The following is a 22,832-nucleotide window of genomic DNA, read 5'->3' on the forward strand; positions in this document are numbered from 1 at the left end:
ACTATGGACGGTCAAACGGGCATTTTTATGGTGGTTCATCCGGGCTCTTTGGGGTCTGGAGAGGTGTGGTAACCACCATTTTCCAAAGATGTCCCGGATGAACAACGTACAGAGAGATCACAACTAACAGTCGACTCTACCAACAGTCGACTCTACTGACAGAATCTGTCAGCAGGCCCATACCACCATGAGCGCTCCCAACAACGGAGCTTCCCCATGTTCACGCCCAGCACCCTGCTGCAGTACGTGCGCGACGTCGCCGCCAGCGCCACCTTCTACAGCGGCATCCTCGGCAAGCCGCCGGTCGAGCAGTCGCCCGGCTTTGCCCTGTTCCTGCTCGGCGATGGCGCCGCACTGGGCTTGTGGCAGCGCGACGACGTGCAACCGCCGGTGTCCGCGCAGGCAGGCGCCGCCGAACTGGCAATGGTGGTGGCCAACCCCGACGCCGTGCAGCAGATGCACGATGCGTGGCGCGCTCTTGGTGTGGAGATCCTGCAGGCGCCGGTGACGCTGGAGTTCGGCCATACTTTTGTCGGGGCAGATCCTGATGGCCACCGCCTGCGTGTGTACAGCCGCGCCGAGGGCCTGGTCGCGCGCGATTGATCGCCCGCATTGTGTAGATCCACGCCATGCGTGGATGGAGCGCGACGGAGCAGGCACAAAAAAACGCCGGGCAATGCCCGGCGTTTTCTCCAAGTCATGTGCCAACCAACGGTTGGCACCCACCGATCAGGTGGCCGATCAGCTGGCCAGCGCCAGGTCGTCCATCATTGCGCGCAGGAAGCGCGCCGCTTCGCCGCCGGTGGCCGCGCGGTGGTCGAAGGTGACCGACAGCGGGATCACCTGGTGCGCTTCCACGCCGCCCATCACCGGGGTCATCTGGTGGCGGGCACGGCCGGCACCGACGATGGCCACGCACGGCGGCACCACGACCGGGGTCGCGTAGCGGCCGGCGAACATGCCGAAGTTGGACAGCGAGATGGTGTAGCCGCTCAGTTCCGAGGCGGCGATCGAACGCGATTCCACCTGCTCGCGCAGGCGGTTGACGCCTTCGCGGATGCCACGTGCATCCAGCATGTCGGCATTGCGCAGGGCCGGCACGAACAGGCCGTCGTCGGTGTCCACGGCGATGCCGATGTCCACCTGCGCGTGCAGGGTACGGGTCAGCGCTTCACCGTCGAACCAGGCGTTCATCGCCGGCACCTTCTGTGCAGCGACCACGATCGAACGCACCAGGCGCGCGGTGACGTCGTTGCCCGGCAGCCAGGCATGGATGTCGGCGTCGTCGTTCAGCGTGGTCGGCACCACCTTGCTGTGCGCATCGGCCATCACGCGGGCCATGTTGCGGCGCACGCCCTTCAGCGGTTCCGGCTGGCCCTTGGCGACCACGCCCGGCGGCTGGGTGCGCATCGGCTTGCCGGCGGCGGACAGCGGGGTGCGGGCTTCGCTCTGCACCGGGGCAGACACCTGCGCCGGGGCCGGCGCGGCATAGGCAGCAGCGGCAACCGGTGCCGGAGCAGCGCCGAGCTTGGCGGTGCCGTTGGCGGCAGCCTGCTTGACGTCGGCCATGGTGACCGCGCCATCGGTGCCGGTAGCGGCCACGCGGCTCAGGTCCACGCCCAGCTTGCGCGCCATCGCACGCACGGCCGGCACGGCCTTGACGCCACCGACGGCCAGCGCCTGTTCGGCATGCACGGCATTGGAGCTCTGCATCGCACCGACCACGGTACCGGCGTCATCACGCTCGGCAGCGGCGGGCTTGGCTTCTTCTGCGGCCACCGGTGCGGCAGCAGCGGGAAGCGGCGGCGGGGTCGGTGCGGCAGCCGGCGCGGCCGGTGCGGCATGACCATGGCTGTGGCCGGTGTCCTGGCCATCGGCACGCTGCGGCAGGTTCGGGTCCAGTTCGAAGCTGGCCAGCACCGAACCGGTCGGGATGATGTCGCCGGCACCGCCGGACAGCTTCAGCACCTTGCCGGAGAACGGCGAGGGCACTTCCACCACGGCCTTGGCGGTCTCCATCGACACCAGCGGCTCGTCCAGCTTGATCACATCGCCTTCCTTGACGAACCACTCGACGATGGTCGCGTCCGGCAGGCCTTCGCCCAGGTCGGGCAGGTTGAAGTTCTTGGTCTGGCTCATTTGCAGTTCTCTTCCAGCAGTTCCAGTTCGCGGGCCGGCAGCCAACCCGTCGCGCCATTGGCGCGCTCGGACCACCACCACCCGCCGTGTTCGTGATGAAGCTTCACCATCTCGCCGCTTTCCACATCCAGCTCGCGGGCGTCGTAGTCGCACAAGGCTTCGGCGCGACCCTCGTCCAGCAGCTGCAACCAGGCGATGGGCGCCCATCCAGCGCGCCCATCGTTGGTGCGTACCCAGGCAAACGCCGGCCATTCCTCGTCACGGACACCTACTTCGACGATCTGGCCGGTGTGGAACCGGAGCGGGTTGGGATACTGGCTGCGGTAAGCCCCCAGAAGGCGGGCCCGCATGTCAGCCAGCCGCCACCGCGCGCTTGGCCGCAGCCACGATCCGCTCAACGCTCGGCAGGTACTTCATTTCCAGGCGGAAAAGCGGAATGTGGGTGTCGTAGCCAGTGACGCGCTCGACCGGGGCCAGCAGGTCGTAGATCGATTCCTCGGCCAGGCGCGCGGCGATCTCGGCGCCGAAGCCCGCGGTTTTCGGGGCCTCCTGCACGATCACGCAGCGGCCGGTCTTGGCCACCGATTCGGCGATGGTGGCGAAGTCCAGCGGACGCAGCGTGGCCACGTCGATGACTTCGGCGCTGATGCCTTCGCCGGCCAGCTTGTCGGCCGCTTCCAGCGCTTCCTTCACCTGCGCGCCCCAGGTCACCAGGGTCACGTCGGTGCCGTCGCGCAGCACGAAGCAGACGTCCAGCGGCAAGGCTTCGCCGTCGTTGACGACCACTTCCTTGTACTGGCGGTAGATGCGCTTGGGCTCCATGTAGATCACCGGATCCGGTTCGCGGATCGCGGCCAGCAGCAGGCCGTAGGCACGCTGCGGCGACGACGGCAGCACCACGCGCAGGCCCGGCACGTTGGTGAAGATCGCCTCGTTGGCTTCGCTGTGGTGTTCCGGCGCGCGGATGCCACCGCCCCACGGCACGCGCAGCACCATCGGGCAGTGCAGGCGGCCACGCGTGCGATAACGCAGGCGGGCGGCGTGGCAGACGATATGGTCGACCATCGGGTACATGAAGCCATCGAACTGGGCTTCGGCGACCGGCTTCATGCCCTGCGCGGCAAGACCAATCGTCAGGCCGGCGATGGTGGTTTCATCCAGCGGGGTGTCGAGGATGCGGTCCGAGCCGAAGCGCTGCTGCAGACCGGCAGTGGCGCGGAACACGCCGCCGTTGACGCCCACGTCTTCGCCCAGCACCAGCACCGACGGGTCGTGTTCCAGCTCCCAGGCCAGCGCCTGGGTGATGGCTTCGATGAGGGTGATCGGGGTGGTGGTCATGCTGTCATCTCCGCGCGCGACAGCAGCGCTGTCGGCGGCGTTGGTGTGCGCGCCGGGCGCGCCGTTCTTGATCTCATCCATGGCGCTTCTCCAGGGCGATCGCCTGGGCACGCTGGGCCAGCAGGTCCGGCGGCGGATCGGCATACAGGAAGTCGAACATCGCCTCGACCGGCTGCACCGGCGTGTTGAGGTACAGGTTCACTTCCTCGTCCACGCGCGTGCCGCACTCGGCGACCCAGGCGGTTTCCTCTTCTTCGCTCCACACACCGGCGTTGATCAGGTACTTGCGCAGGCGCAGCATCGGCTCGCGCTGCCAGGCATCCTTCACTTCGGCGTCGTCGCGGTAGCGACGCGCGTCATCGGCGGTGGTGTGGTCGGACAGGCGGTAGGTCATCAGTTCCAGCACGGTGCCGCCGTCGCCGGCCAGCGCACGTTCGCGCGCCTGCTCCATGGCCGCCAGCACCGCGATCAGGTCGTTGCCGTCCACCTGCAGGCAGTGCAGGCCACCGGCCAGGCCCTTCTGCGCCAGTGTTTCGGCACCGGTCTGGGCCGAACGCGGAACCGAGATGGCCCAACCGTTGTTGACGATGCACAGGATCAGCGGGAGCTTGTAGGCGCCGGCCGAATTCAGTGCTGCATAGAAGTCGGTCTTGGAGCTGCCGCCGTCGCCGCACACCGCCACCGCGATCTGCGGTTCCTTGTTGAGCTTGAACTTCAGCGCCGCGCCTGCGGCATGCAGGCACTGGGTGGAGATCGGCACGCAGAACGGGAAGTCCTTGGCCGCGTTGCCGCCGTAATCGTTGCCGCGTTCGTCGCCGCCCCAGTACATCAGCACGTCGTGCGGGCGCACGCCACGCATGAACATCGCGCCATACTCGCGGTACGAAGGCGCGAACACGTCGTCCTTCTGCATCGCCGCGCCGATACCCACGTGTGCGGCTTCGTGGCCCAGGCAGGCGGCATAGGTGCCGAGCTTGCCGGTGCGCTGCAGTGCGATGGATTTGCTGTCGAACGTACGTACGAACAGCATCTGCTTGAACAGCGGTACCAGGACCTTGGGGTCGCGCAGCGACGCGGGCAGGTCATCGCGGACGAGTTTGCCGTCCGTATCCAGGTACTGCAGGTATTCGATCTTGAATTCAGCGGCAACCGTCATTGCGTACTGCACCTTCGACAGAGAAGTTACAAATGATATGAATCGCCATGTTAAGGAACGCGTACGGAATAGCCTTCCTGCGCCGCAACACGGGGATTCCCCGTTTTACCCCTGCCGGCGGGTGGGGGGCCAATAACAACAACGTATTCAGTCGTTGCTGCAAAGCATCAGAATACGCCTCAGGCTGACCGCCAGTACAACGGCCTGGACGGTTCCACGCGCAGGCCTGGGATCGGCCGATGCTCCACGGCCAACCGCACGCCCCGGTATGGACCCGGCGGCTGCCAGCGCGGCGGCAACGCGCTACCCTTGCCGCCCCCGATCTGGTCCCGCCCATGTCCGTCGACAACAACCAACGCGATCTCGAAGCCGGCATCCACACCGACCTGCAGGGACGCCTCACCTACGGCGGCTACCTGCGGCTGGACCAGCTGCTCAGCGCGCAGCAGCCGCTGTCCAGCCCGCCGCACCATGACGAGATGCTCTTCATCATCCAGCACCAGACCTCGGAACTGTGGCTGAAGCTGCTGGGCCATGAGCTGCGTGCCGCAATCGGCTTCCTGCAGCGCGATGAAGTCTGGCAGTGCCGCAAGGTGCTGGCGCGCAGCAAGCAGGTGCTGCGCCAGCTGACCGAGCAGTGGTCGGTGCTGGAAACACTGACCCCGTCCGAATACATGGGCTTCCGCGACGTGCTGGGCCCGTCGTCGGGCTTCCAGTCGCTGCAGTACCGCTACATCGAGTTCCTGCTGGGCAACAAGAACGCGCAGATGCTGCAGGTGTTCGAGCACGACCCGGCCGGGCAGGCGCAGCTGCGCACCGTGCTGGAGGCGCCCAGCCTGTACGAGGAATTCCTGAAGTACCTGGCCCGCTTCGGCCATGCCGTGCCGGCGGTCTACGAGGCCCACGACTGGACCCAGCCGCACGTGGCCGACGACGCCCTGCAGCCGGTCTTCGAACGCATCTACCAGGACACCGACCGCTACTGGCGCGAGTACGCGCTGTGCGAGGACCTGGTGGACCTGGAGACCGCCTTCCAGCTGTGGCGCTTCCGCCACATGCGCACGGTGATGCGGGTGATCGGCTTCAAGCGCGGCACCGGTGGCTCGTCCGGCGTGGGCTTCCTGGCCAAGGCACTGGAGCTGACCTTCTTCCCCGAGCTGTTCCAGGTGCGCACCAGCCTGCAGGCCGCGCCCCCGGCAGAACAGGCCTGATCCGCATTCAGCTTGGATCGCGGCCGACGGCTGGATCGTTTCAGATGCAAGTTCAGCGAGCAGGCTGGCACCTGCCTCAAACGGCGTGTATTTGACGTGAACGCCAGAAGTCGGTGATCCTCGCGCGTTGCTCCAACTGCACAGCGGACGTGCTCGTCATCCACCGAACCAGGAAATCCGCATGAGCGTAAACGCCACTGCGAACACCCCAGAGCCGGCGCTGCCGGACTTCAAGACCACGCTGGGCCACCCGCGCCCGTTGTGGATGCTGTTCATGACCGAGTTCTGGGAACGCTTTGCGTTCTACGGCATCCGCTGGGCCTTGGTGCTGTACATCGTCGCCCAGTTCTACAACGGCAGCGCTGCCGGTGAAGGCGACGCCAGCCGCATCTACGGCGCCTACCTGGCCCTGGTGTACGCCGCGGCGATCTTCGGTGGCTACGTGGCCGACCGGGTACTGGGCTATCAGCGCTCGATCCTGACCGGCGCGATCATCATGGCCGCCGGCCTGTTCATGATCTCGCTGCCGCAGGAGCACATCTTCAAGCTCGGCCTGGCCACGATCATCGTCGGCAACGGCCTGTTCAAGCCCAACATCTCGACCATGGTCGGCAAGCTGTACGGGCTGAAGGACGAGCGCCGCGATTCGGGCTTCACCATCTTCTACATGGGCATCAACATCGGCGCGATGATCGCCCCGGTGCTGACCGAGTACCTGGCCCGCAAGGTGTTCGGTACCGACGCGATGCCGTCTTACAAGGTCGTGTTCATCGCCTCGGGCGTGGGCATGCTGATCTCGCTGGTGTGGTTCTACATCGGTCGTGCCGGCCTGAAGGGCATCGGTGCACCGCCGGCCGGCGCTGAAGGTTTCGGCCGCATCATCATGGTGCTGGCCGGTGCCGTGGTCGCCATCCCGGTCGCGTACTTCCTGCTGGCCACCGGCGCCACCGCGCTGGCCTGGATCCTGGGTGCGATGTTCACCGCGCTGGCCGTCCTGCTGCTGGTCGAGGGCATCCGCGAAGGCAAGGTGCAGCGCGACCGCGTGATCGCCATGCTGATCATCTTCGCCTTCAACGTGATGTTCTGGATGTTCTTCGAACAGGCCGGCAGCTCGTTCACCTTCCTGGCCGAGAACATCGTCAACCGCCAGTTCGGTGACTGGACCTTCCCGACCGCGTGGTTCCAGTCGGTCAACTCGGTGGCGATCATCACCCTGGCCCCGGTGATCGCCTGGATCTGGGTGGCCATGGGCCGCGCCAATCCGTCCATCCCGCGCAAGTTCGGCCTGGGCCTGCTGTTCAACGGCGCCGCCTTCGCGCTGCTGATGTTCGCCCTGTCGCAGATGGTCGTGGACGGCAAGATCCCGTTCTGGACCCTGTTCATGGTCTACGTCATCCAGTCCGTGGGTGAGCTGTGCCTGTCGCCGATCGGCCTGTCGATGGTGACCAAGCTGGCCCCGGTGCGCCTGGTCGGCTTCGGCATGGGTGGCTGGTTCCTGTCCACCGGCATCGGCAACAACCTGTCGGGCATCTTCGCTGGTGTGGTCAGTGGTGAAGGCGGCATGACGGTCGAGTCGGCCCTGAAGGGGTATACCTTCGGGTTCTGGGCCCTGATCGGCTCCGGCGTGGTGCTGTTCCTGATCGCCCCGCTGATCAACAAGCTGATGCACGGCGTCAAGTAATGATGAGAGGGTAGAAGGCATGCGTAGCAAGCTCGGTACTGCGGCAGTGGTGGTCTGTGCGGCGCTGATCGGCGCCTGTTCCCAACCGCAACCGCCTGCCACCGCCGAGCCCACGCAGCCCCTGGATACCCGACCCACCGAGCCACCGGTCGCCGACCCCAGCGAACCGGTGGCCTCGGGCAACACCCCGGTGGCGGCAGACATTGCCGCCATCGCCGGGCTCGGTGCGCAGTTCGACCCGGCCCGCAACCCCGCCGATGACCTGGCCACCGCCAAGGTGGAAGCCCAGCGGGGCAAGAAGCGCATCCTGCTGGAGGTCGGCAACGCCGCCTGCGAGCGCTGCCGGGCGCTGGACGACGTCGTGGAAGGCAACGGCGACCTGCGTCGCTTCCGCGATGCCCACTACGTGTGGGTGAAGGTCAACGCCAGCGACGAGCAGGCCAACACCGCCTTCTTCGCCCAGTTCCCGGTGATGGAGCGCGACTACCCATACCTGCTGGTACTCGATGCCGATGGCGGACTGCTGGTGTCGCAGGCCACCGGCGAACTGCGCAGGGGCGAAGCCTTCCAGCCGGCACGGGTGAGCGCGTTCCTGAAACAATGGGCACCTGACAAACCGGAATAGGGGTAGTGCCGGCCGCTGGCCGGCAGGGGTGGGCCGACCGCTGACCGCCATCCCGGGTGGGTGCCGACCGCTGACCGCTGACCGCCAACCCCGGTGGGTGCCGACCGCTGACCGCCATCCCCGGTGGGTGCCGACCGTTGGTCGGCACAGAAGTGCATCCACGCATGGCGTGGATCTACTGGGGTTGCGGTCACATTCCCGGAATCGGCATCTCAATATCGCAACGCGCTCGCCGTTACCGGCAAGGACCTCAGTCGACATCCCGTCGATGCAACCTTCCGGAACGCCCATGCACAGCGACCACGCCGAACGACTGCCCGAACCCGCCAGTGAGTTGGCCGAGGGTGGAGCAGGCGAGGGCGTAACCTTGCCGCCGCAGGAGGCGCTGCTGGATGACACCGGAACCGGCGAGGCCACCGTCGACCTGGCGCCGCCGCGTCATCGCCTGCCGCAGATCGCGCTGCCCGACAACGTGGTGCTGAAGGGGGCGGTGCAGAAGCTGGTCGAGCAGAAGTCCCGGCTTGATGCGCTGGCCGCCGATGGCCAGCTGGCCGGGCTGCTGCCACGGGAGTGGCAGGGGCACGGCGTGCGTGCGATCGAGCTGTCCACCTTCATCCAGGGCGTGCTGCCGTTCCTGCAGCCCGGCGAACGTGGCGAAACCGCTCCCGCGCGCCTGCCGGTGCGCCACGTTCTGGGAGACGACAGCCGCTGGGGCCTGGAGGATGTCGCCGAACCGAAGTCGCTGGCCTGGTACCTGGCCAGCGACGAACGCGCCACCGCTTGCAGCAAGGACGTGGCCGAGGCCTATCTGGTGGGTGCGCTGGGACTGGCGTGGATGCAGGAAGGGCGCAGCCGCCCCGGCTTCCTGCGCGCGATGGGGCAGGACAGCCTGGCCGCGCGGGTGACCATGCTCGGCTACCCGCCGGCCAACGAACTGGCGCTGTACAGCGTCACCGCGCATGGGCAGCAACAGATCTGGTGCGTGCATGGCCGCCGTCGCATGCGCCCGCTGGTGGCGCCGTGGCTGAGCGTGCCGGTGCTGACCGCGTATGGCGTGCCGGCGCCGGTCGCGTGGCCGTCCAGTTTCCCGCCGGTGGAGGCCGTGGCCGAGCTGCTGGCGACCGCACGGCAGGGGCGCGCGCTGCCGGAAGTGGACCTGGCCAAGGCGGTGGCGAAGATCGCCGAGGACGCTGCCTCGGAAGCCTGGCAACCGGTCAGCCTGCTGCAGCTCAATACCTGGTCACCGCGTTGGCATTTCTTCCTGGGCACCTTCGTCGGCCTGCCGTCGCTGCTGCTGGTGGCGGCGGCGCTGGCGCTGCCGGGGGCGGTCGAAGCAGCCACGGTTGCGGCTTCCCTCGGCTTCGCCGGTGGTGCCATCGCGGCGCTCGCGGTGCCGTGGATCCATGCACGGCGCAAGCATCTGAGCTGAAGCTTGAACGCCATCCGCGCGTGGCGTAGATCTACGGGAGGCCGGGCGCCGCGGTCTGCAGCTGCTGCCGCGCCCGCTCCATGGCAGTCTGCAATCTTTGCTTGAGGACCTCCCGGGAGGGCAGCGTGGTCAGGTACTCCGCAACATGGATGCCTGAGCGGTCCAGCTCCAGCAATTCAATCTGGCCCGCCTTCTTCCCTGTGCAGAGGATGATGCCCAACGGCGCCTGCTCGCCGTCCTCACGTTCGTACCGGTCCAGCCAGCGCAGATAGAGTTCCATCTGTCCCTTGTAGGCCGGCTTGAACTCGCCGATCTTCAACTCGATGGCAATTAGTCTGCGCAGGCGCCGGTTGTAGAACAGCAGGTCCAGGTGGAAGTCATCGCCGTCGATCTGGATGCGCTTCTGGCGGGCGACGAAACTGAAGCCCGTGCCAAGTTCAAGCAGGAAGCCCTGCATCTCGCGAAGGATCGCGGTTTCAAGGTCCTGCTCGTCCCAGCTGTCCTTGAGGCCAAGAAAGTCCAGTACGTAGGGATCACGCAGTACCAGCCCTGGAGACAGCTGCTGGTTGCCGCGCAGTGCCGCCAACTCTTCGGCGATGGTCTGCTCTGGCTGACTGGAGAGTGCCGTGCGCTCATACAGCATCGAATCGACGCGCTGGCGCAGCGTACGTACACTCCAGCCCTCGGTGGCGGCCATCTGTGCATAGAAGTCGCGCTTGAGTGGGTCCGCCAGTGGGATCAGCGCGATGAAATGGGTCCAGCTCAATTGTCGTATCAGCGATACGACAATCTGCTCGTCTGCAAATGCGATGGAGAACTGCACCATCCGGCGCAGGCTCTTCTCACCGAAGGATGTGCCGAACTCGGCAGAAAACGCCTTGGCGATCCGGGTGAAGAGAACCTCGCCGTAACGCGCACGCTGCCCCGCCATCTGGTCAACATGGATGCGACGACCGATTCGCCAGTACAGCAGCGTCAACTCGGCGTTGATGGACCTGTGCATTTTGCTGCGCGCTGCGCAGATCAGCTCTCTGAGATCGGCCAGCAATTCCTGGCCATGCGGCGACGTTGAACGCGAGTCATCCATGAGGGAGCCCGTTCGATGTGGATGGCCGGGCTGGTACCCGTTGAACGTTTACCGTCCGGCCGCACACGTGAGCAGTCCAATAGGAGAATTCACTGGATCAGCCCGTTCCGATACACCAGCCTGGCGGAAACGGGCCGTATCGGGCCAATGCGGAAATGCCGCTGGGCGAAGGCGACACTTCAGGACGGGATCTGCGGAAGGTGAATGCGTCCGATGGCATCGTTCGCGGTCGGTCCGCAGTCCGCCAAGAAGCGGGTCCCGTCAGATCAAAGGGGGCGGACGACAATCGCCCAGCCACTGTTCCGCTACCGGCCGGGGTCGGCACCCGCGACTTGGGGCCCAAAACGACTTAATCCACTCCGTCCCCTTTCTTTCAGACCCCTTCGCCCATCCGTTCCAGACCTTCGCCGGCCAGGCGCAGGATCAGCTTCTCCAGCACCTGCTCTTCCTCTTCGCTCAGCACCGACATCAGCTTGCGGGTGATTTCGATCACCATCGGCGCGATGGTCTCGTACACCTCGAAGCCGGCTGCCGACAGCGCCAGCACCGAGCGGCGGCGGTCGTCGCCGTGGGTTTCGCGCTTGATGAAGCCGCGCTCCAGCAGGCGGGCCACGGCACGGCTGACCGCCACCTTGTCCATCGCCGTGCGGTCGGAGACCTCGCTGGCCGAGGAGCCCGGGTACAGCGCCAGGATGGTGATCACCCGCCATTCGGGAATCGCCAGACCGTAACGATCGCCGTATAGCTTGGCGATGTTGCCGCTGACCCGGTTGGACAGCACGCTCAGCCGGTACGGCAGGAACTGTTCCAGGTCGAGCAGGACGTGCGAGGAACGCAGGCGGGTCGAAACGGGATCGGCGGGGCTCATGTTGCGGTGCACCTTGCTGGTGGTTTCAAGTGTAACTATAAGGGGTGGGTCCAGACCCTGCATTCTCGCCGGGTCCCTACCTGCCCGCACCTGGTTTGTACCGATGCGGTACCGATTCGGAGCCACGCCATGAATACCGCAGTCCCGACCGCCTCGCATCCCAACCCCGGCATGCAGGTCACCACCTTCGAGAACCCGATGGGCATCGACGGCTTCGAGTTCGTCGAATTCGCCGCCCCGGCCGGCCGTGGCCAGGAGCTGCACGAGTACTTCCGGAAGATGGGCTTCAGCGCCGTGCTCAAGCACAAGCAGCGTCCGATTACCGTCTATCGCCAGGGCGACGTCAACTTCCTGGTCAATGAGGACCCCGATTCGTTCGCCGCCGACTTCGCCGAGAAGCACGGTCCGTGCGCCTGCGGCTTCGCCATCCGCTTCAAGAAGCCGGGCCAGGAGGTCTACCAGACCGCGCTGGGCAACGGCGCCGAAGCCATCGCCTTCAAGCCGGACAGCAAGGCGGTCAGCGCGCCGGTCATCAAGGGCATCGGCGACTGCATGCTGTACCTGGTCGATCGCTACGGCAGCGCCGGCAGCATCTATGACGGCGACTACGAGCCGATCGCCGGTGCCGACCTGCACCCGGTGGGCTTCGGCCTGACCTTCATCGACCACCTGACCCACAACCTGTATTTCGGCAACATGCAGCAGTGGTCGGACTACTACGAGCGCCTGTTCAACTTCCGCGAGATCCGCTACTTCGACATCAAGGGCCTGAAGACCGGCCTGGTGTCCAAGGCGATGACCGCGCCGGATGGCATCGTGCGCATCCCGCTGAACGAATCGTCCGACCCGAAGAGCCAGATCAACGAGTACCTGGACGCGTACAAGGGCGAGGGCATCCAGCACATCGCCTGCTTCACCGAGAACATCTACGAGACCGTCGAAGCGATGCGCGCGCAGGGCGTGGACTTCCTCGATACGCCGGAGACCTACTTCGACGTGATCGACCAGCGCGTGCCGAACCACGGTGAAGACGTGCCGCGCCTGGCGAAGAACAAGATCCTGATCGATGCGGATCCGGAAACCCACCAGCGCAAGCTGCTGCAGATCTTCACCCAAAACTGCATCGGCCCGATCTTCTTCGAGATCATCCAGCGCAAGGGCAACGAAGGCTTCGGCGAAGGCAACTTCACCGCACTGTTCGAGAGCATCGAGCGCGACCAGATCCGCCGCGGCGTGCTGTAAGGTCTGCAGGCAATGCCGGCGTCCCGCCGGCATTGCCTGTCCGAATGGTCGTGCCGGCCGCTGGCCGGCAATCTCTGGAGTTCCCATGTCCCCCGCCATCACCGCCCGTGGCTACCAGTCCGGCTTCGGCAACGAATTCGCCACCGAGGCCGTTGCCGGCGCGCTGCCGGTCGGGCAGAACTCACCGCAGAAGGTCGCCCACGGTCTGTACGCCGAACAGTTGACCGGCACCGCCTTCACCGCGCCGCGTGGCAGCAACCGCCGCAGCTGGCTGTACCGGATCCGCCCGGCGGTGACCCATGGCGAGTTCACCCCGTTCGCGCAGTCGCAGCTGCAGTGTGATTTCGGCGCACAGCCGGCTTCACCGAACCAGCTGCGCTGGAGCCCGCTGCCGCTGCCGGAGCTGCCGACCGATTTTGTCGAAGGCCTGTACACGATGGGTGGCAACGGCTCGCCCGATGCGCATGCCGGCGTGGGCATCCACCTATACGCTGCCAACCGCGACATGGTCGGCCGCTACTTCTACGACGCCGACGGCGAGCTGCTGATCGTGCCGCAGCTGGGCGCGCTGCGCCTGCTGACCGAGCTGGGCGTGATCGAGATCGAGCCGCAGCAGATCGCGGTGATCCCGCGCGGCGTGCGCTTCCGCGTTGAACTGCCCGATGGCCCCAGCCGCGGCTACATCTGCGAGAACTACGGTGCGCTGCTGAAGCTGCCCGACCTCGGCCCGATCGGATCCAACGGCCTGGCCAATCCGCGCGACTTCGAGACCCCGCATGCGGCGTTCGAGGATGTGGATGGCGATTTCGAACTGATCGCCAAGTTCGAGGGCCGCCTGTGGCGTGCGCCGATCGACCATTCGCCGCTGGACGTGGTGGCCTGGCACGGCAACTACGCGCCGTACCGCTACGATCTGCGCCGCTTCAACACCATCGGTTCGATCAGCTACGACCACCCGGATCCGTCGATCTTCCTGGTGCTGCATTCGCCCAGCGACACCCCGGGCACCAGCAACATGGACTTTGCGATCTTCCCGCCGCGCTGGCTGGTGGCGCAGAACACGTTCCGTCCGCCGTGGTTCCACCGCAACATCGCCAGTGAGTTCATGGGCCTGGTGCATGGCGCCTACGATGCCAAGGCCGAAGGCTTCGTCCCGGGTGGCGCCTCGCTGCACAACTGCATGAGTGGTCACGGCCCGGACGCGCCGACCTTCGACAAGGCCTCCAGTGCCGATCTGTCCAAGGCCGATGTGATCAAGGACACGATGGCCTTCATGTTCGAGACCCGCGCAGTGATCCGCCCGACCGCACAGGCGCTGGCCGCCGGCCACCGCCAGGGCGATTACCAGCAGTGCTGGAACGGCCTGCGCAATAACTTCCGCTGACCCTAAAAAGGGGACGGAGGGGATTAAGCCGCAATCAGCACACGTGTGCCTGAAACGACTTAATCCCCTCCGTCCCCTTTTTCTTCAGGCGACCTCGGCGAACGCGTCGCAATGCTCCAATGGCAACGCCTCCAGCAGGCGCTGCCGTACGCGCTGGCAATAGCCATCCGAAGTGAGCGTGGGCAGCAGCTGCATTGCCGACTGCAGTCGCTGCAGCACCTCGTCCTCCGCACGCGCTTGCTGCAGGTCGCGGAACAGCGCCGCCGCCTGTGGATGCCGCTGCATTTCCAGGATGCCCAGCACGTAGATGCGCGCTGCCACCAGTGAGCGCCGGCGTTCGACCGCGGGTGCAGCAGGTGTCGCTGCCGGCGGCGTGGGCACCGGCGCCACCGCGGCTGCGGTCGACGGTGCTGGGGTCGTGGCGCCCGTGCCGGTGCTCAGGTACCCCGCCTGTACCAGCTGGATGACCATCGCCGGTGCTTCCTGGCCGAGCAGACCGGTCAGGTCGGCGACGGTACGCTGGCCGTCGCACAGGATCAGCAGCCGGCGCTGGCGCATGTCCAGCGGCGCGCGGTGGGCCTGCAGCGCGGTTCGGGCGAGATCGGTCTTGCGCGGTTGCATGGAAGGGACGGCCAGGTCGGTGCTCGCCGAGCCTGAACGAAGGCGATGAAACCGCGATGACAATGCAGCGCCTGCACACCGGATGGGCTAGCGTGCAGCCATCCTTGTGCCAGGGAACCGCACCGATGAAGCACCTTCCGCTTGCTGGTCTGTTGCTCCTTTCGCTCACCGCCTGCAGTGCTGGCCCCGACAAGCAGGGGGCGGCCGGCAGCGGCAGCGACACCCCGGCGGAAACCGCCGCGGCGACCGGACCCGCGCAGTCGACGGATCCCGACCTGGCCACCCGTCGAGCCAATGACCGTCGCGAGGACAGTCCCGCGCGCCTGGATGGCTTCGCTGGGGCGAAGCTGGGTGCCGGCATCGCCGAGGTCCGTGCCGGCTTCGGCACGCCGCTGCAGGGTCTGGGCACCGATGCGGCCGGCAAGCCGCTGCCGGCTGACGACAGCAACGACGGCTGCTACTTCCTGCGCCCGCAGGATGCCGAAGATCCGCGCCTGATGATCGAGGGCCGCAAGCTGGTGCGCTACGACGTGCGCAGCGCCGCCATCACCGCACCGGGCGGTGGCAAGGTCGGCATGACCCTGGGTGAGCTGCAGGTGCTGTATCCCGAGCGCGCGGACGTCGGCCCCGACAAGTATGACGAGAAGGCCCAGCACCTGCGCGTGCGCCCGGCGCAGGAGGGCGGGGCGGTGATCGACTTCGCACTTGGTGCCGATGGCCGGGTGGGTGCCTGGCGCGTCGGACAGACCCCGCAGGTCGATTATGCGGAAGGCTGTGGCTGATCCTTGATCCACGGCCCAGCCGCGCGTACGGGCCAAGCGTAGAATCGCGCCACGACCGCTGGGGGAGTGCTCGATGATCGCCATTGCCATTGCCTGGTTCCTGCTCGGCCTGCTGCTGCTGGCGTTGGGCGGGGACTCCATCGTCAAGGCCGTGTCCGGCCTGGCCCAGCGTTTCGGCGCCAGCCCATTCACTGCCGGGCTGTTGCTGCTCGGGGTGACCACCTCGTTGCCGGAACTGGCAGTCAACGCGCGCGCCCTGGCGGTGGGCCAACCGGAGCTGGCACTGGGCAACGCGGTGGGCAGCAGCATCGTCAACCTGGGCTTGACCCTGGCCGTGGCGGCCATGGCTGCGCCCCTGCTGCTGCGCGCGCGCCTGCAGACGGTGCTGTGGTGGTCGCTGCTGGCGGCGGGTGTGCTGCTGATCCTGTTCGGGCTTGATGGCGGCCTGGCACGCTGGGAGGGCTGCATACTGCTGGCCGGCTTCATCGTGGTGCAGGTGCTGCTGCTGCGCCGTGGCCGTAGCGAGAGCGCCGAGGTGCAGGTGGCCATCGCCGAGTCCGCACTGAGCCGCACCAGCCTGCCGTTGAACGTGCTGCGCGTGCTGATTGCCGCGTTGGCGCTGTACTGGGGCGCGCGCCTGGTGGTGGGCGCCGCCGCCGACTTTGGCGCCGCCCTGGGTTGGACGCCGCTGCTGGTCGGCCTGCTGCCGGTGGCGATCGGTACCGCACTGCCGGAGGTGGCCACCGCCATCGCCGCCGCGCGTCGCGGGCATGGCGACATGGTGCTGGGCCACGTGCTGGGTTCCAGCGTGGTCAACCTGCTGCTGGTGATCGGTGCGATGGCCGTGCTGCAGCCGCTGGCGCTGCCGGCCTCGTTCGTGCGCCTGGAACTGCCGGCGTTGCTGGCGTTCGCGCTGGTGCTGTACCCGATGCTGCGTGGCGACCTGAAGATCAGCCGCGGCGAAGGTGTGATCCTGCTGGTCGCGTTTGTCGGCTGGTTCGTGCTGGAGCTGCTGCTGGTCGGCGCGGCATGAGGTAGTGCCGGCCGCTGGCCGGCAACCCCATGGCCTTCGACGGAGCCCTTGCGGCAGCCGGCCAGCGGCCGGCACTACCGGTTCTGCGTGGCTTCCTCTTCCCGCACCGGCTCCGGCGGCGGCAGCTGCTCCTCGGCGGCACGTTCGTTGCCTGGCAGGGTGGGGCGGGTCTCCATCAGCAGCGACAGCGCGGCCTTGGCCATCATGTGCGCGCTGATCGGTGCGGTGATGAACAGGAACACGGTGATCAGCAGCTCGCGCGGCTGCGGGTCCTGGCCGAGGAAGATGTGGTAGCAGACCGAGCACACCAGCACGCAGCCCACGCCCAGCGTGCTGGCCTTGGTCGGCGCGTGCAGGCGCTTGAAGAAGGTCGACAGCTTCACCAGGCCCAGTGCGCCGACCAGGATGAAGAAGCAGCCGAACAGCAGCAGGATCGACAGGCCGATCTGGATCGCGGTGATCATTCGACGATGTCCCGGCGCAGCACGAACTTGCTCAGCACCACGGTGCTGCCGAAGCCGAGCATGGCGATGATCAGCGCCGCCTCGAAGTAGATCGGCGAATTGAGGTACATGCCGAACAGCATCAGCTCGGCGATCGCGGTCACCGACAGGGTATCCAGCGCAAGGATGCGGTCGGGCACGGTCGGCCCGCGCAGCAGGCGCCAGGTGGCCAGCAGCATGGCCAGGCCGACCACGTGCATGCACACCACCAGTGTGGTCTGGATGACTTCAAAACCGGTCATGGGAAGATCTCCATCAACGGCGCCTCGTAACGGCGCTTGATCGTATCGATCAGGTCCTGTGGGTCCTCCAGGTGCAGCACATGCACCAGCAGGAACTTGCGGTCGTCGCTGAGCGCGGCCGAGACCGTGCCCGGGGTCAGGGTTATCATGCTGGTCAGCGCGGCGATGCCGTGGATGTTGGCGATGTCCAGCGGCAGCCAGATGAAACCCGGGTGGATGTTCTTTTCCGGGCCCAGCACCTGCAGGGCGACGCGGATGTTGGACATCAGGATGTCCCACAGGGTCACGCACACCAGCCTGGGCAGTGGCCGCAGGGTGCCGATACGGGCGAACTCGCGGTCCAGGCGCGCGGCGAACAGCGGCACCACCACGCCCAGCAGCAGCCCCAGCACGATCTGGCCGAGGGTGAAGCTGTCGGACATCAGCAGCCAGAACGCCACCACCATGATGCTGAGCATCGGCGAGGGAATCAGGCGACGGAACAGGGAGCGCTGGGCGGTCATGGCTGGCGGATCTCCGGCGTGGTCGCACGCAGTTGCTGCACGTACTCGCTGGGTTGCAGCAGCTGTGCGGCGGTGGCGTCGGTGTAGCGCATCAACGGTGCCGCAGCCAGGGTCATGCCGATGCCGTAGGCCAGCAGCAGGCAGGCGGCGTAGAGTTCTACCCGGCGCAGGGGAGCCTTGCGCGGCTTCGGTGCATCGGGATCGACCGGCGGCACGCGCCAGAACAGGCGGATGCCGCCGCGGGTCAGGCCCATGATCACCAGCAGGCTGCTGACCAGCACGGCGGTCCAGACCGGGCCGGTGTACTGCTGCGCCGGCATGCCGGCCAGCAGCGCGGCCTTGGCCAGGAAGCCGGACAGCGGCGGCAGGCCGGCCACCGACACTGCCCCGATCAGGAACAGCACCGCCGGCGTTTCCTTGCCCGGCATCGGCGCCACCACCTCCTTGCGGTCGCTGGCGCCACCACGGCGGCGGCGGATCAGGTCGGCAACCAGGAACAGCGCAGCGGCCACGAAGCTGCTGTGCGGCAGGTAGTACAGGCCGGCCGAGAGCACCTGCGGCGTGCCCACCGAGAAGGCGATGAACAGCGTGGCTGCCGACACGATGACCAGGTAGGAAATCAGTACGCGCAGGCGGGTCGCGGCCAGGGCGCCGAGCCCGCCCAGCACCAGCGTCGCCACGCCGGCCCACAGCAGCCAGTCGCGGCCATAGCCGGCCATCGCGCCGGCATCGTCGCCGAACCACAGCATCTGGATGCGCAGCACCGAATACAGGCCGACCTTGGTCATGATCGCGAACAGCGCCGCCACTGCGGCCGGCGCGCGCGAATAGGCTTCCGGCAGCCACAGGTACAGCGGCATCAGCGCGGCCTTGGCGCAGAACACCAGCAGCAACAGGCCCATCGTGGCCTTCACCAGGGTCAGCTGCGTCGGCGGCACCGCGGCAATGCGCTGCGACAGCTCGGCCATGTTCAGCGAACCCAGCGTGGCGTACAGCAGGCCCAGCGCGATCAGGAACAGGGTCGAGGCGGTGACGTTGAACACCACGTAGTGCAGGCCGATGCGCATGCGCAGGCCGCGGCCACCGCTGAGCAGCAGGCCGTAGGAGGCGATCAGCATCACCTCGAAGAACACGAACAGGTTGAAGATGTCGCCGGTCAGGAACGCGCCGTTGAGGCCGACCAGCTGGAACTGGAACAGTGCATGGAAGTGCGGTGCGCGGCGGTCCCAACCCGAGCAGGCGTGCAGCAGGCAGGGAATGGCCAGCAGCAGGGTGGTCAGCAGCATCCATGCCGACAGCCGGTCGGCCACCAGCGCGATGCCCAGCCGCGACGGCCAGTCGCCCAGCAGGTAGACGTTGATGTCACCGCCCGCGGTCGACGCGAACAGCAGGCCCACCGCCAGCGCCAGCGCCGACAGCGAGGTCCACGCGACCGCGCGCTGCACCCTGGGGCCGTAGCGGCGGTGTTCGACGAACAGCGACAGCGCGGCGCCGAGCAGCGGAATCAGGATCGGCAGGATCACCAGATGGTTCATGCGCGATCCTCGCCCTGGCGCGCCGATGCGTTCTCATCCTGCAGGTCGTCGTCGGGCTCGTGGGCGTCCACATGGTCGCTGTGGTTGTCGCTGCGGCTGCGCATGGCCAGCACGATGCTCACTGCGGTCATCGCGAAGGCGATCACGATCGCGGTCAGCACCAGTGCCTGCGGCAGCGGGTCGGTGTAGTTGCCCAGGTGGCTGTCCACGCCCTCCTGCAGCACCGGCGCCTTGCCCAGCACCACGCGGCCACCGGCGAAGATCAGCAGGTTGGTGGCGTAGGACAGGAAGGTCATGCCGAGGATCACGTCGAAGCTGCGCGCACGCAGCAGCAGGTAGATGCCGATGGCGGTCAGCACGCCGATCGCGGTAGCCAGGGCCAGTTCCATCAGTGCATCTCCCCGGTGCGGGCCGAACGGCGTTGCAGGTCGATCTCACCCTTGCGGGCAGCGCGGGTACGCGACGGCTTGATCGTGCCCATCATCGACAGCATCAGCATGGCGCCGCCGAACACCACCAGATACACGCCGATGTCAAAACCGATCGCGCTGGCCAGCGGCACGTCGCCGATCAATGGCAGGTGCAGGTCGAGGTGGCCACTGGTCAGGAACGGCACGCCGAACAGCATCGAGGCGCTGCCGCTGAGCAGGGCGATCAGCAGGCCCATGCCGATGCAGCGGATGTAGTCGAAGCCGAAGCGCGATTCCACCGACGCGGTGCCCTGGATCACGTACTGGATCAGCAGCGGCACCGCCAGCACCAGGCCGGCGATGAAGCCGCCGCCCGGTGCGTTGTGGCCGCGCAGGAACAGGAAGATCGACACGGTCAGCGTCAGCGGGAACATGATCTGCGCCAGGTCGGCCGGCACCGGCAGCTTGATCGGCGGGCCGGGCATGATCTGTTCCGGTGCCATCCGCGTGCGCCGCAACAGTGCGTGCACCACCAGCGCGGCAATGCCGAACACGGTGATCTCGCCGAAGGTATCGAAGCCGCGGAAGTCGACCAGGATCACGTTGACCACGTTCTGGCCGTAGGCCTCGGGCAACGCACGGGCGAGCAGTTCGCCGGCCATGGTGTTCGGCGGCAGGGTCATCGCCGAATAGGCCAGCGCACCCAGGCCGGCGCCGGCGATGATCGCGATCACCGCATCGCGGCGCTTGCGCCAGCGCGGACGTTCCGGCCCGGACTGCGCGGGCAGGTAGTTCATGCCCAGCAGCATCAGCACCAGGGTCACCATCTCCACGAGCAGCTGGGTCAGGGCCAGGTCGGGTGCGGACAGGAACACGAAGGTCAGCGCCACCATCAGGCCGACGCCGCCGACCAGCAGCACCGCCAGCAGGCGCTGCTTGTAGATGCGCAGGGTGGCCGCCGCGCAGGCCATCATCACCAGCCACAGCGCCCAGCCCAGCAGCGGCATCGGCTGTGGCGCGGTCCAGTTTGGCGACGCCGGATCTGCCACGAATGGCGCGGCGGCAACTGCGATCGCCACCAGCACCAGGCCCAGCAGCATGCGCTGCAGGCTGCCGTTGGCGATGCCGTTGGTCAGGCGCATGGCCAGTGCGGACACGGCATCCAGCTGTGCATGGAACACATTGCGGCCAGTGCTGACGTTGGTCACGGCATGCAGGTTGATCAGCTTGCGCAGGCCGAAGTACAGCGCCACGCCGCCGATCACGCCGATCGCGCTCATCGCCAGCGGCAGGTTGAAGCCGTGCCATACCGCCAGGCTGTACTCGGGCATGGCGCTGCCGAGGATCGACGCCGCAGCGGCATGCAGCACCGGTGCCACGGTCAGTGCCGGGGCGATGCCAACTGCCACGCAGATCACCACCAGCAGTTCCACCGGTACCTTCATCCAGCGCGGCGGCTCATGCGGCACGCGATCCAGGTCGTGCGGGCCGGGGCCAAAGAAGGTGTCGTGCACGAAGCGCAGGCTGTAGGCCACCCCGAACACGCCAGCCAGCAATGCGGCGATCGACACCGCCGTGCGCATGATTCCCGGGCCTCCGGCCGTGATCGCCTCGGCAAACAGCATTTCCTTGGACAGGAAGCCGTTGAGCAGCGGGATGCCGGCCATCGCCAGCGAGGCAATGATCGCCAGCGCGCTGGTGAACGGCATCAGCCTGCGCAGGCCGCCCAGCTTGCGCATGTCGCGGGTGCCGGTCTCATGGTCGATGATGCCGGCGGCCATGAACAGCGAGGCCTTGAAGGTGGCGTGGTTGAGGATGTGGAACACACCGGCCACCACCGCCATCGGCGTGGACAGGCCGAACAGCAGGGTGATCAGGCCCAGATGGGAAATGGTCGAATAAGCCAGCAGGCCTTTCAGATCGTGCTGGAAGATCGCGTTCCAGGCGCCGATCAACAGCGTGATCGCACCGATGCCGCTGACCGTGTAGAAGAACAGGTCGCTGCCGGCCAGCGCTGGATGCAGGCGCGCCAGCAGGAACACACCGGCCTTCACCATGGTGGCCGAGTGCAGGTAGGCAGAGACCGGAGTGGGCGCGGCCATCGCGTGCGGCAGCCAGAAATGGAACGGGAACTGCGCGCTCTTGGTGAGGATGCCCGCCAGCACCAGGAACAGCGCGTAGGGGTACAGCGCGCTGGCGCGGATCTGCTCGCCGGCAGCCAGCACCACGTCCAGGTCGAAGCTGCCGACGATGCGCCCGATCAGCAGTACGCCACCGAGCAGCGCAAGGCCGCCGCCGCCAGTGATCACCAGCGCCATCCGCGCGCCCTCGCGGGCGTCCTGGCGGTGCGACCAGAAACCGATCAGCAGGAACGAGCTGATGCTGGTCATTTCCCAGAAGATCATCAGCAACAGCAGGTTGCCCGACAGCACCATGCCCAGCATGGCGCCCATGAACAGCAGCAGGTAGCAGTAGAAGCGGTGCGCGTTGTCCTGCTGGCTCAGGTAGTAGCGCGCGTACAGCACCACCAGCGCGCCGATGCCCAGCACCAGCCCGGCGAACATCCACGCCAGCCCGTCCAGGCGCAGGGTGAAGTCCAGGCCGATCTGCGGCAGCCAAGGGACCATCGTCCGCACCACCTGGCCGTCGAGTACGGACGGGGTCAGCCAGCCGAGGATGGCCAGTCCGCCCAACGGCGCCAGCGCCGCCAGCCAGGCAGCAGTCGAGCGCGAACTACGGGGGAAGGCCGCAACAGCCGCTGCCATCAGGAACGGCAGGGCCAGCAGCAGGGGCAGGCTGGGGAGCATGCAGGGAATCCATGATTCACGAGCAGGTCAGGGAGGATAACAGGCTGCGAAATGTCGCTGAAACCCATCGAACAGCGATCAATTGCATGTAACGTCCGCTGATTCATATTTTCTGCGACGCAACATCGCGTTCCTGCAGTCCCTCCCCGGTTGCCCTCGGGGGACGCCCTACGCCCACGCAGGGAGACCGCAGGCCCTGTCGCACAGGGGCTGCCGTCGACGGGCGGGAAGTGGGG

The 22,832-nt window shown here is 66.8% G+C and carries 22 protein-coding genes; 9 read left to right on the top strand and 13 right to left on the bottom strand.

Translation table 11 applies throughout. From position 1 onward, the window contains the following. The first annotated feature begins 216 nt into the window (after positions 1–216). A complete protein-coding gene (locus AC5P78_RS02500) occupies positions 217–603 on the top strand; it encodes a VOC family protein (RefSeq protein ID WP_076739680.1) in 387 nt (128 codons plus the stop codon). A 138-nt stretch (positions 604–741) separates the two neighbouring features. On the opposite strand, the gene AC5P78_RS02505 is transcribed toward AC5P78_RS02500, so the two are convergent. Genes AC5P78_RS02505 through pdhA form a run of 4 tightly spaced genes read right to left on the bottom strand, consistent with a single transcriptional unit; the run spans position 742 to position 4,633 of the window. Then, positions 742–2,139: a dihydrolipoamide acetyltransferase family protein gene (locus AC5P78_RS02505; RefSeq protein WP_495217146.1), complete on the bottom strand. Its 1,398-nt coding sequence runs from the start codon at positions 2,137–2,139 to the stop codon at positions 742–744. Continuing rightward, a complete protein-coding gene (locus tag AC5P78_RS02510) occupies positions 2,136–2,489 on the bottom strand; it encodes an SH3 domain-containing protein (protein WP_005411349.1) in 354 nt (117 codons plus the stop codon). Before AC5P78_RS02510 ends, AC5P78_RS02505 begins: the two co-directional genes overlap by 4 nt. Position 2,490: 1 nt before the next feature. Then, entirely contained in the window at positions 2,491–3,558 is a 1,068-nt protein-coding gene (locus tag AC5P78_RS02515; RefSeq protein WP_005419896.1) for an alpha-ketoacid dehydrogenase subunit beta, read from the bottom strand. Continuing rightward, positions 3,551–4,633 (bottom strand): pyruvate dehydrogenase (acetyl-transferring) E1 component subunit alpha, encoded by a 1,083-nt coding sequence (pdhA, locus tag AC5P78_RS02520; RefSeq protein WP_005411347.1) that lies wholly within the window; start codon positions 4,631–4,633, stop codon positions 3,551–3,553. Before pdhA ends, AC5P78_RS02515 begins: the two co-directional genes overlap by 8 nt. A gap of 335 nt (positions 4,634–4,968) precedes the next feature. Here pdhA and AC5P78_RS02525 point away from each other — a divergent pair, with 335 nt between their 5' ends. The 4 genes from AC5P78_RS02525 (at position 4,969) to AC5P78_RS02540 (ending at position 9,579) form a co-directional block, all read left to right on the top strand. Continuing rightward, positions 4,969–5,844, top strand: a complete 876-nt coding sequence (locus tag AC5P78_RS02525) for a tryptophan 2,3-dioxygenase (RefSeq protein ID WP_005414712.1) — start codon at positions 4,969–4,971, stop codon at positions 5,842–5,844. 181 nt (positions 5,845–6,025) lie between these two features. Continuing rightward, the gene (locus tag AC5P78_RS02530; RefSeq protein WP_005411345.1) at positions 6,026–7,525 is read left to right on the top strand and encodes a peptide MFS transporter; all 1,500 of its coding nucleotides are present in this window, start codon (positions 6,026–6,028) and stop codon (positions 7,523–7,525) included. Between the two features lie 19 nt (positions 7,526–7,544). Further along, positions 7,545–8,150 (top strand): thioredoxin family protein, encoded by a 606-nt coding sequence (locus AC5P78_RS02535; RefSeq protein ID WP_235643377.1) that lies wholly within the window; start codon positions 7,545–7,547, stop codon positions 8,148–8,150. A gap of 289 nt (positions 8,151–8,439) precedes the next feature. Beyond that, on the top strand, positions 8,440–9,579 hold the full coding sequence (locus AC5P78_RS02540; RefSeq protein ID WP_099562752.1) for a hypothetical protein: 1,140 nt from the start codon (positions 8,440–8,442) through the stop codon (positions 9,577–9,579). A gap of 31 nt (positions 9,580–9,610) precedes the next feature. Here the strand turns inward: AC5P78_RS02540 and AC5P78_RS02545 are convergent, their stop codons facing one another. Together AC5P78_RS02545 and AC5P78_RS02550 are read right to left on the bottom strand one after the other, a co-directional pair. Beyond that, entirely contained in the window at positions 9,611–10,666 is a 1,056-nt protein-coding gene (locus AC5P78_RS02545; RefSeq protein WP_111188981.1) for a PDDEXK nuclease domain-containing protein, read from the bottom strand. 373 nt (positions 10,667–11,039) lie between these two features. Continuing rightward, positions 11,040–11,597, bottom strand: coding sequence for a MarR family winged helix-turn-helix transcriptional regulator (locus AC5P78_RS02550; RefSeq protein WP_080047716.1), 558 nt, complete (start codon positions 11,595–11,597; stop codon positions 11,040–11,042). A gap of 66 nt (positions 11,598–11,663) precedes the next feature. Here AC5P78_RS02550 and hppD point away from each other — a divergent pair, with 66 nt between their 5' ends. Next, positions 11,664–12,776 (top strand): 4-hydroxyphenylpyruvate dioxygenase, encoded by a 1,113-nt coding sequence (gene hppD / locus AC5P78_RS02555; RefSeq protein WP_005411340.1) that lies wholly within the window; start codon positions 11,664–11,666, stop codon positions 12,774–12,776. An 85-nt stretch (positions 12,777–12,861) separates the two neighbouring features. Continuing rightward, entirely contained in the window at positions 12,862–14,160 is a 1,299-nt protein-coding gene (hmgA, locus tag AC5P78_RS02560; protein WP_012481453.1) for a homogentisate 1,2-dioxygenase, read from the top strand. A gap of 84 nt (positions 14,161–14,244) precedes the next feature. Here the strand turns inward: hmgA and AC5P78_RS02565 are convergent, their stop codons facing one another. Next, positions 14,245–14,781 (bottom strand): hypothetical protein, encoded by a 537-nt coding sequence (locus tag AC5P78_RS02565; protein WP_005411338.1) that lies wholly within the window; start codon positions 14,779–14,781, stop codon positions 14,245–14,247. Positions 14,782–14,906: 125 nt separating this feature from the next. On the opposite strand from AC5P78_RS02565, the gene AC5P78_RS02570 reads away from it, so the two are divergent. Further along, entirely contained in the window at positions 14,907–15,563 is a 657-nt protein-coding gene (locus tag AC5P78_RS02570; RefSeq protein ID WP_049395608.1) for a hypothetical protein, read from the top strand. Between the two features lie 73 nt (positions 15,564–15,636). After that, positions 15,637–16,596: a sodium:calcium antiporter gene (locus AC5P78_RS02575; protein WP_062605506.1), complete on the top strand. Its 960-nt coding sequence runs from the start codon at positions 15,637–15,639 to the stop codon at positions 16,594–16,596. Between the two features lie 74 nt (positions 16,597–16,670). Here AC5P78_RS02575 and AC5P78_RS02580 read toward each other — a convergent pair whose 3' ends face one another. From AC5P78_RS02580 to AC5P78_RS02605, 6 genes are read right to left on the bottom strand one after another with little or no spacing between them, the layout of a single operon-like run. After that, positions 16,671–17,060 (bottom strand): Na+/H+ antiporter subunit G, encoded by a 390-nt coding sequence (locus AC5P78_RS02580; protein ID WP_005414707.1) that lies wholly within the window; start codon positions 17,058–17,060, stop codon positions 16,671–16,673. Further along, on the bottom strand, positions 17,057–17,341 hold the full coding sequence (locus AC5P78_RS02585) for a K+/H+ antiporter subunit F (RefSeq protein WP_005411334.1): 285 nt from the start codon (positions 17,339–17,341) through the stop codon (positions 17,057–17,059). Before AC5P78_RS02585 ends, AC5P78_RS02580 begins: the two co-directional genes overlap by 4 nt. Beyond that, a complete protein-coding gene (locus tag AC5P78_RS02590; protein ID WP_005411333.1) occupies positions 17,338–17,844 on the bottom strand; it encodes a Na+/H+ antiporter subunit E in 507 nt (168 codons plus the stop codon). The genes AC5P78_RS02585 and AC5P78_RS02590 overlap by 4 nt, the downstream gene beginning before the upstream one ends. After that, positions 17,841–19,379 carry a monovalent cation/H+ antiporter subunit D gene (locus AC5P78_RS02595; protein ID WP_414498533.1) on the bottom strand — a complete coding sequence of 513 codons (1,539 nt, stop codon included), beginning with the start codon at positions 19,377–19,379 and terminating at the stop codon, positions 17,841–17,843. The genes AC5P78_RS02590 and AC5P78_RS02595 overlap by 4 nt, the downstream gene beginning before the upstream one ends. Beyond that, positions 19,376–19,768, bottom strand: coding sequence for a Na+/H+ antiporter subunit C (locus AC5P78_RS02600; protein WP_024957677.1), 393 nt, complete (start codon positions 19,766–19,768; stop codon positions 19,376–19,378). Before AC5P78_RS02600 ends, AC5P78_RS02595 begins: the two co-directional genes overlap by 4 nt. After that, positions 19,768–22,596: a monovalent cation/H+ antiporter subunit A gene (locus AC5P78_RS02605; protein WP_329761444.1), complete on the bottom strand. Its 2,829-nt coding sequence runs from the start codon at positions 22,594–22,596 to the stop codon at positions 19,768–19,770. Before AC5P78_RS02605 ends, AC5P78_RS02600 begins: the two co-directional genes overlap by 1 nt. Positions 22,597–22,832: the final 236 nt, after the last annotated feature.

The sequence above is a fragment of the Stenotrophomonas sp. YJH_SMC_133 genome (assembly GCF_059370655.1).

Bases quoted from the DNA above. Each gene is read 5' to 3' on its own strand.
- AC5P78_RS02530 (WP_005411345.1), top strand. From the start codon at position 6,026: ATGAGCGTAAACGCCACTGCGAACACCCCAGAGCCGGCGCTGCCGGAC.
- AC5P78_RS02580 (WP_005414707.1), bottom strand. From the start codon at position 17,060: ATGATCACCGCGATCCAGATCGGCCTGTCGATCCTGCTGCTGTTCGGC.
- AC5P78_RS02565 (WP_005411338.1), bottom strand. From the start codon at position 14,781: ATGCAACCGCGCAAGACCGATCTCGCCCGAACCGCGCTGCAGGCCCAC.
- pdhA (WP_005411347.1), bottom strand. From the start codon at position 4,633: ATGACGGTTGCCGCTGAATTCAAGATCGAATACCTGCAGTACCTGGAT.
- AC5P78_RS02505 (WP_495217146.1), bottom strand. From the start codon at position 2,139: ATGAGCCAGACCAAGAACTTCAACCTGCCCGACCTGGGCGAAGGCCTG.
- AC5P78_RS02585 (WP_005411334.1), bottom strand. From the start codon at position 17,341: ATGACCGGTTTTGAAGTCATCCAGACCACACTGGTGGTGTGCATGCAC.
- AC5P78_RS02590 (WP_005411333.1), bottom strand. From the start codon at position 17,844: ATGACCGCCCAGCGCTCCCTGTTCCGTCGCCTGATTCCCTCGCCGATG.
- AC5P78_RS02510 (WP_005411349.1), bottom strand. From the start codon at position 2,489: ATGCGGGCCCGCCTTCTGGGGGCTTACCGCAGCCAGTATCCCAACCCG.
- AC5P78_RS02540 (WP_099562752.1), top strand. From the start codon at position 8,440: ATGCACAGCGACCACGCCGAACGACTGCCCGAACCCGCCAGTGAGTTG.
- AC5P78_RS02500 (WP_076739680.1), top strand. From the start codon at position 217: ATGTTCACGCCCAGCACCCTGCTGCAGTACGTGCGCGACGTCGCCGCC.
- AC5P78_RS02525 (WP_005414712.1), top strand. From the start codon at position 4,969: ATGTCCGTCGACAACAACCAACGCGATCTCGAAGCCGGCATCCACACC.
- AC5P78_RS02545 (WP_111188981.1), bottom strand. From the start codon at position 10,666: ATGGATGACTCGCGTTCAACGTCGCCGCATGGCCAGGAATTGCTGGCC.
- AC5P78_RS02535 (WP_235643377.1), top strand. From the start codon at position 7,545: ATGCGTAGCAAGCTCGGTACTGCGGCAGTGGTGGTCTGTGCGGCGCTG.
- AC5P78_RS02600 (WP_024957677.1), bottom strand. From the start codon at position 19,768: ATGGAACTGGCCCTGGCTACCGCGATCGGCGTGCTGACCGCCATCGGC.
- AC5P78_RS02570 (WP_049395608.1), top strand. From the start codon at position 14,907: ATGAAGCACCTTCCGCTTGCTGGTCTGTTGCTCCTTTCGCTCACCGCC.
- AC5P78_RS02515 (WP_005419896.1), bottom strand. From the start codon at position 3,558: ATGGATGAGATCAAGAACGGCGCGCCCGGCGCGCACACCAACGCCGCC.
- AC5P78_RS02575 (WP_062605506.1), top strand. From the start codon at position 15,637: ATGATCGCCATTGCCATTGCCTGGTTCCTGCTCGGCCTGCTGCTGCTG.
- hmgA (WP_012481453.1), top strand. From the start codon at position 12,862: ATGTCCCCCGCCATCACCGCCCGTGGCTACCAGTCCGGCTTCGGCAAC.
- AC5P78_RS02550 (WP_080047716.1), bottom strand. From the start codon at position 11,597: ATGCAGGGTCTGGACCCACCCCTTATAGTTACACTTGAAACCACCAGC.
- hppD (WP_005411340.1), top strand. From the start codon at position 11,664: ATGAATACCGCAGTCCCGACCGCCTCGCATCCCAACCCCGGCATGCAG.
- AC5P78_RS02595 (WP_414498533.1), bottom strand. From the start codon at position 19,379: ATGAACCATCTGGTGATCCTGCCGATCCTGATTCCGCTGCTCGGCGCC.
- AC5P78_RS02605 (WP_329761444.1), bottom strand. From the start codon at position 22,596: ATGCTCCCCAGCCTGCCCCTGCTGCTGGCCCTGCCGTTCCTGATGGCA.